6 protein-coding genes are annotated in these 5,873 nt (G+C 54.5%); all 6 read right to left on the bottom strand.

The window, feature by feature from the left end; genetic code table 11:
- Positions 1–320: cell division protein FtsA (locus FBQ85_25560; protein ID MDL1878499.1), on the bottom strand; the 320-nt coding region annotated here is incomplete at its 3' end.
- Positions 321–395: 75 nt separating this feature from the next.
- Positions 396–1,121 carry an FtsQ-type POTRA domain-containing protein gene (locus FBQ85_25565; protein MDL1878500.1) on the bottom strand — a complete coding sequence of 242 codons (726 nt, stop codon included), beginning with the start codon at positions 1,119–1,121 and terminating at the stop codon, positions 396–398.
- 236 nt (positions 1,122–1,357) lie between these two features.
- The gene (gene murG, locus FBQ85_25570; GenBank protein MDL1878501.1) at positions 1,358–2,494 is read right to left on the bottom strand and encodes an undecaprenyldiphospho-muramoylpentapeptide beta-N-acetylglucosaminyltransferase; all 1,137 of its coding nucleotides are present in this window, start codon (positions 2,492–2,494) and stop codon (positions 1,358–1,360) included.
- A complete protein-coding gene (ftsW, locus tag FBQ85_25575) occupies positions 2,478–3,638 on the bottom strand; it encodes a putative lipid II flippase FtsW (GenBank protein MDL1878502.1) in 1,161 nt (386 codons plus the stop codon). Before ftsW ends, murG begins: the two co-directional genes overlap by 17 nt.
- Before the next feature lie 240 nt (positions 3,639–3,878).
- On the bottom strand, positions 3,879–4,991 hold the full coding sequence (locus tag FBQ85_25580) for a phospho-N-acetylmuramoyl-pentapeptide-transferase (GenBank protein ID MDL1878503.1): 1,113 nt from the start codon (positions 4,989–4,991) through the stop codon (positions 3,879–3,881).
- 77 nt (positions 4,992–5,068) lie between these two features.
- A partial coding sequence (locus FBQ85_25585) for a UDP-N-acetylmuramoyl-tripeptide--D-alanyl-D-alanine ligase (GenBank protein ID MDL1878504.1) occupies positions 5,069–5,873 on the bottom strand: 805 nt, incomplete at its 5' end.

Raw genomic sequence — 5,873 nt, forward strand, 5'->3', positions numbered from 1 at the left:
CGATCTTCAAGCGTGATGACGTGATCCTCGCCGGTCACCGCAACCACACCGCGGCCGTTGACGCTGCGAATATGATCCCCGGCAATGCCGGTGTAAACGGCTTGAATCTCGACGCCGGCCATGCGCTCGGCCTCGTTTTTCGCGCGCAGAATGGAATTGACCGTGCGTTCGAGATTGATGACGACACCGCGGCGCAGCCCTTCGGACGGCGCCGTGCCCATGCCGATAATCTTGAGCTGGCCGTGCTCATCGACTTCAGCAATCAGCGCACAAATTTTGGTTGTGCCGATGTCCAGCGCGCAAATGTAGTCGAGTACCATAAAATTGTCTCCTAAAGTCTTGTGGTTAAGGTGCCTGTTGCTGGTTATTCCTTACCGCTACACCAGCCGCCGGCTTCATGTTCTTCGCGTCACGACTTGATTTTCAAAGCGCAAATCGATCGCGGCCAGGCCGTTTCCATTGTGCGGCAATTGCTGCAACACGGTTTGCAAACGATCACAGCGTTCCAACCATTGCTGCTTGCCCAAATAAACCGGAACGCCGTGAGAATAAAGAAACAAAACCAGATTGCCCTTGCCGTCAAGATGAAACTCGGAAACGTCGTGATACATCACCGGATTTTGTGTGCGCAACACGCTGATAAAATCACAAAGAAATTTGCCTGCTTCTGACAATACTCTTTTGGAATTGTCTTGTTTGAACGACACGCCGGACACCACCGGCAAATCCAGGCGCACGCCGGCTTCGACTTGCGGCAAGACTTCTCCGTTGGCGGCAATCGGGCTTAGGCCTTTCGCGCTCAACAGGGCGATCGCCTCGCGTTCTTTGACGTAAATCTGGACGGTCGAGGGGAAAATGCGGCTGACCTGCACTTCTTCCACAAACGGCAAGGTTTCGAGCTGCTCTTCGATTTGTGTAACATCGACGCGATACGTGCGCTCGCCTTGCGGCACTTGCGCGGTTTTTAAAATCGTTTCAGCGCTCAAGAACGAGTTGCCTTTGACGGCGACGCGCTGCACCGTAAAACTGGCATCCGCGCCAACCCAATTCTGCAAATGCAAGCCGCTCAACAAGAATGTCGTCGTGAAAAAGAAAAGCTTGCTGTAGCGTGGCGAAATCATAGGCCATATCCTCGAAATTTATGTTCTTGTTTTAAACCAAACAGACAATCCGCAATGCGGGTTTTCCCAAATGGCTTTATCCCAACTCGGATAAACCGCAACTCAAAAGGAAATCGTCAACGGACAGAAACAATCCAGCAGATGAAAAACTCTTTGTCCGTAAATTGCCTGATGTCCGCGGGAAGAAATTATTGCTTTTAGAACAACGATTTCACCCGATTGAGACTTAAGCGTCCTCAGTTTTTTTGCTCAATTAAATTCATACACACCTCGACGATTTCAGCCGCGGCGTTGGGCCGCGCGTGTTTGTGGGCAGCTTTTGCCATCTTCCGCCGAGCATGCGTGTCCCTTGCAAGCGTGTTTATCATGTTAAACAAAACCTCAGCCCGCAGGTCTTTTTCCAACACGACAATGGCGGCGCCTGCATATTCCAATGCGCGCGCATTGAAGGTTTGATGGTCCGCCGTCGCAAACGGAAACGGAATCAGTATCGACGGCAGCCCGCACAGCATCAATTCAAAAATGGTGGTGGCGCCGGCGCGGCAGAGCACGAAATCTGCGAGGGCATACGCCAAATTCATATCGTCGATATAGGGCACGGCGCGCACGGCTTGTTGTTGTGTCAGTGCTGCGATTCGTTCGAAATGGCTCGGCCCGGTAACCCACAACACTTGCAACCCGGGCAATTGTGCCAGGCGCGGCAACAGCTCGACCATCGCTTCATTGATGCGGCGCGCGCCTTGACTGCCGCCGAATACGAACAATGTCGTTTTATCGGCGTGCAACCGCCATTTTTGAGCGGCTTGTTGCCGCATTTCCGGTGTGCGTGCCTGCAAATTGCTGCGTACCGGGTTGCCCACCACCTGCACGTGATGCTGTTTGCGAAAATATTTTCGGCTTTCCTCGAAGCTCAGAAACACGGCATCCGCATGATTGCCGAACATGCGATTGGCCAAACCGGGAAAGCTGTTTTGTTCTTGTATCACAAATTTTCTTCCGCTGAGGCGGGCGGCGAGCAACGCCGGGCCGCTGACATAACCGCCCGTTCCGATGACGAGATGCGGCTGAAATTCACGCAACAACCTTCGGCATTGCCTCACGCTGCGCATGAGATCAACCGGAACCATGAGGTTGCTCCAGGTCAATTTGCGCAGCAGGCCGCGCACGGGCACAAGCTCCAACCGATAACCCAAACTCGGCAACACGCGCGCCTCAAGCCCGCGCTCGGTGCCGATGAACAGCATTCGCACGGATGAAACGCGTTGCCTGAACGCCTCGGCAATCGCGATCGCAGGATACAGATGGCCGCCGGTGCCGCCGCCGGCAAACATCAGGCGCAACTCCGGCGCCGCGGGCTCAACGTTTGCGGTCACGATACCATTGCACCTTCGCGAGCGGCACTTGAGACATTCCCTTCGCGGCGGCGGGTTTACCGCTGCGCGAAATATTCAACAAGACGCCGACGCCTATGAGATTCATGATCAAGGCGGTGCCGCCATAACTCACGAACGGCAGCGGAATGCCCGTGGTCGGCAACAGATTCATGACCACGGCCATGTTGATGAACGCGCCCAAACCGATGATGCACGTGATGCCCCAGGCGATCAAACGGCCTTCCTGATCCGGCGCATGCCGCGCGATGTGAAAACCGCGCCACAGAATCAGCAGGAACAACCCGATAACCAGCAACGCGCCGAGCAAACCAAGCTCTTCACCGATAATCGACATGATGAAATCGGTGAAGGGATCCGGCAAGAACATCAGCTTTTGTTTGCTGTTGCCCAACCCCAAACCTGTCAGGCCGCCGGTGCCCAATCCGATGAGTGATTGTTTGACCTGCCAGGCAGGTTCGGCATTGCCCACGAACGATTCCACGAACGATTCCACACGGCCGCGCTGGTAAGCAACTCTGGCCGTGAATGCAACGATCACCAAAGCTGCGGTGGAAAGCAGCGCGAACAAATGCGCCAATTTCGCGCCGGCGAGAAAGAGCAGGCACAATGCAACCGCAGCGATCATCAATGCCGAACCCAGATCCGGTTCGAGGGCGACCACGATGACGATCGCGCTGATGAGCAGCAATTGTGGCGCTAAACCGTCGCCGAACTTGCGCAGATCGAGCTTGGGTTTGGCAAGATTCATGGCGAGGTAGAACACCAGGCCGTATTTTGCCAATTCCGAGGGTTGAAATTGCACCGGGCCAAGCATGAGCCAGCGCCGTGAGCCGCGAATCATCCACGATTCCGGCGCAAACAGCAGGAACACCAGCAGCGCCAGACTGACCATGTAGATGAGCGGCGAAATTTGCAGTATTTTATGGTAATCCACGCGCATCATCAAAAAACCGAGCAACAAGCCGATCAGCAAGCGCAGCATTTGACGCTTGAGATAAAATGCGCTGTCCTGATGCAGCCGCTCGGCGCGCGCCGAGCTTGCGGTAAACACGAAGCAGACGCCGAGGAGCAGCAGAAACAGGACGGCAATCAGCAGAATCAAATCTAAATTTTGACGGCGCATTATGGATCTTGAAAATGATAAAACAGACACTCGGAATAATCGAAATCAACCAACAGCAGTTTAGAAAATTGCCGCAGCCACGCGAATTCGTATGCGGTTACCTTGAAAAATTTATGCATCCCTATTTGTCATGCAGCAGGCCTCTTGTGAAGTTACTGGCATCGCGGCGAGTACTTGACAAGATTCGCCTGAATGACATTTCAAACGAACGGCTCTCACAAAAACTAAGGTAACATCTCATTAACGTACCTTAAACGTCGTCAGCGTCAGCAATGCCAGCAAGATGCCGACGATCCAAAAGCGCACAACAACTTGCGGTTCACTCCAGCCTTTTAACTCAAAGTGATGATGCAGCGGCGCCATGCGGAAAATGCGCTTGCCGCCGGTGCGTTTGAAGTACCAAACCTGAATGATCACCGACAGGCTTTCGGCCACAAAAATGCCGCCGATGATCGGCAACAATAATTCTTTCTTAACCAAAACGGCGAGTGTGCCCAGCGCACTGCCGAGGGCCAGCGAACCGGTATCTCCCATGAACGCTTGCGCGGGATGCGCATTGTACCAGAGAAAACCCAATGCGGCGCCGAACAAGGCCGCGCAAAAAACTGTCAACTCACCCGCGCCCGGCAGGTAAAGAATGTTCAAATAATCGCTAAAATCCGTGCGGCCGGAGACGTAACAAATCAGCGCCCACGCGGCGGCGGAAATCGCCACCAATCCCACCGCTAATCCGTCCAGGCCGTCGGTCAAATTCACCGAGTTGCTCGTCGCGGTGATGATAAAAATCACCACCAGGACATACGGAATGTAGTTGTAAGGAAAACCAAGATTCAAACCGAGATCGAATTCAAAATTTTTAAAGAACGGCACTGTGGTCAAGGTTGCAATGCCATCGAACTGCGGCGCAAAAAAGATGATGCTGCCCAGCACGAAACCGAGTGAAACTTGCCCGACGATTTTGTAGCGGCCGTATAAACCTTTGGGAGCCTTCTTGACGACTTTCAGGTAATCATCGATGAATCCGACTACGCCCATCCAGACGGTTGCGAGCACAACGAGGCCGACATAAATCGTCGCGCGCGCCCAGAGCAACGTTGGCAACAGCGCGGCGGCCAGAATGATCAAGCCGCCCATGGTGGGCGTGCCTTGTTTTTTCAGATGCGTTTGCGGGCCGTCTTTGCGCACTTCCTGGCCGATCAAGCGTTCGCGCAAGAAGTTGATAAGGCGCGGCCCGACAACGAAGCTGATCAGCAACGCGGTAATCGCGGCAAAGCCGGCGCGAAACGAGATGTACTGAAACAAGTTGAAGCCGGAAATATGCTCACGCAACGGGTAGAGCAGATAATACAGCATGGACGGCTCCTTTTCACTCTTGCTCCGGCGCAATCATCGGATGCACGCCGGAACATGCGCAGGATAAGGGAATAAAGTTATGCCTCTGACAACTTCTCCAACACGTCCTCCATCGCCATGCCGCGGCTGCCTTTGAGCAGCAACGCATCGCCGGGGCGCACGGACCGGTTCACCTCGGCAATCAAATTTTGCTTGCTCTCAAAATGTTCGGCCCAGCAATATTGCCCGACGGCTTGAATGAGATGTTTCGTGAGCGGGCCGTAAGCAAACACGGCTTGTATCGGCAGCGTGGTGATGAATTCTCCAATTTCGCGATGCGCGGCCTGCGCGCTTGCGCCCAATTCCAGCATATCGCCTAAAATCGCGACGCGCCGGGCGTGTTCTGCCAGCGGTTGTTGCGCCAGAAATTCCAGCGCGAGCTTGGTGGATTCCGGGTTGGCGTTGTAGGCGTCGTTGATAATGATCATGCCGTTTTTGTGCACGATTTGCATACGCTTCGCCACGCTGGCGCAACTTTCAATTCCTGCTTTGATTGCCGCAGCCTCGAGTCCGAAAAAATCTCCCACCGCAACGGCGGCGAGCGCATTGCTGGCATTGTGCGCCCCCGGCACATTCAAGCGAATATCGACGCCGCGCCAGGCGAGCGTGACGTGCCCGCTGGCATCGATCTCTTTGATCGCGCCCTGAATCTGCGCCGGTTTTTGCAGGCCGTAGGTCACGGCTTTCAAACCGGCGGGATGTACCGTCGGCAACAGCGGATCGTCAGCGTTCAAGAATGCAATGCCGTCGTGCTCATGCAGATGGCGAAACAACTCGCGCTTGGCTTGCGCCACGCCGGCAACATCTCCGAAAAATTCAATGTGCGCGCGTCCGATGTTGGTG

It is taken from the genome of Cytophagia bacterium CHB2 (assembly GCA_030263535.1).
Classification (GTDB): Bacteria; Zhuqueibacterota; Zhuqueibacteria; order Zhuqueibacterales; family Zhuqueibacteraceae; genus Coneutiohabitans.

Bases quoted from the DNA above. Each gene is read 5' to 3' on its own strand.
- ftsW (MDL1878502.1), bottom strand. From the start codon at position 3,638: ATGCGCCGTCAAAATTTAGATTTGATTCTGCTGATTGCCGTCCTGTTT.
- FBQ85_25565 (MDL1878500.1), bottom strand. From the start codon at position 1,121: ATGATTTCGCCACGCTACAGCAAGCTTTTCTTTTTCACGACGACATTC.
- FBQ85_25580 (MDL1878503.1), bottom strand. From the start codon at position 4,991: ATGCTGTATTATCTGCTCTACCCGTTGCGTGAGCATATTTCCGGCTTC.